Source organism: Streptococcus ovuberis (genome assembly GCF_012396585.1).
GTDB lineage: Bacteria > Bacillota > Bacilli > Lactobacillales > Streptococcaceae > Streptococcus > Streptococcus ovuberis.
This window is the reverse complement of record NZ_JAAXPR010000047.1, coordinates 1-1,411: the sequence shown is the minus strand read 5'-3', so window position 1 is coordinate 1,411 and position 1,411 is coordinate 1. Positions and strand designations below refer to the sequence as shown.

Genomic DNA, 1,411 nt, shown 5'->3' with positions numbered 1-1,411 from the left:
GCCTCATTGTCAACTGTAGTGGGTTGACCAATCTAACATCGAGAGAGGACAAGCTTTGTCTTCTCTTGTTTTATGTTTATCGCAATGAAAATGCGAGTTTTGAAGTTTTCAAAGTTCCGAAACCCAAAGGCATTCCGTTTAATGACCTTGATAAGGTTGTTTGTCGCCTCAAGTTTAGCGTTTGAGTAAGGCAGTTCCAAGGCGTTGACAATCTTCTCCTTGTCTTTCAAAAAGGTCTTAAAAACCGTTTGAAAGATAGGATTTACAGAGGACTGGTTTTCTTCAATAAGTCCAAAAAACAGGTCGGCTTGCTTTTCTTGGAAGTGAAACAGGAGGAGTTGATAAAGATCGTAGTGTTCTTTAAGCTCTTGAGAATAGCTGAGCAGCTTAGCGACAATTTCCTGGTTAGTCAAGTGCATACGAAAAGTCGGACGATAAAAGCATTTATCGCTGAGTCTTCGACTATCTTGCAAAAACAGTTTCCAGTAGCGTTTAAGTGCTCGATATCCGTGCGATTTTCGGTCAAACTGATTCATTACTTGGACACGGAGCCTATTCATGGCCCTGCTCATGTTCTGGACAATGTGGAAACGATCAAGGACAATTTTAGCCGAAGGGAAGAGTTTCTTAGCGATGTCGTAGTAAGGACTAAACATGTCCATAGTGATGATCTTGACACGGTTTCTGACCGCTCTAGAATAGCGTAGAAAGTGATTACGAATGGTGGCTTGGGTTCGACCGTCTAGGATCGCCAAGATTTTGAGTGAGTCAAAGTCCTGTGCGATAAAGCTCATTTTACCCTTCTTAAAGCTATATTCATCCCAGCTCATGTTAGTTGGTAGCCAGGTCAGGTCTGTCTTGAACTGGAACTCCTTTAGCTTTCGGATAACGGTTGATGTTGATACCGCAAGGCTTTCAGCGATAGCCGTCATAGAGAGCTTCTCCATTAGTTTTTGAGTAATTTTGTGATTGACAATAGCGGGTATTTGGTGGTTCTTCTTAACCATAGAAGTTTCAGCCACAGCCATCTTTCTACATGCTTGACAGCGGAAACGACGTTTTCTTAAACGAATTAGAGTCTTATATCCAGCACACTCAAGATAAGGGATTTTGGATGGTTTCTGGAAGTCGTATTTAGCCATCTGCCCCTGGCAATGTTGGCATTTTGGAGCAGGGTAGTCCAGCTTAGCGATGACTTCCTTGTGGCTTCTAGTGTCCACAACCTCCAAAATAGTGATATTAGGGTCTTTCATTCCGAGTAGGTTTGTGATAAAATAATTCTGTTCCATATGATTCTTTCTAATGAGTGGTTTGATTGCTTTTCATTATAGGTCATATGGGGCTTTTTTCATACTCAAAAAGGCTCCATAATCTCCGAGGTGGATTTACCCACTACAGAAATTATAGAGCC

At 41.7% G+C, this 1,411-nt stretch carries 1 protein-coding gene; it reads right to left on the bottom strand.

Annotation, left to right across the window (positions count from 1 at the left end; all coding sequences use genetic code 11):
* Positions 1-32: 32 nt before the first annotated feature.
* Positions 33-1,289: an ISL3 family transposase gene (locus HF992_RS11780; RefSeq protein WP_168550165.1), complete on the bottom strand. Its 1,257-nt coding sequence runs from the start codon at positions 1,287-1,289 to the stop codon at positions 33-35.
* Positions 1,290-1,411 lie beyond the last annotated feature (122 nt).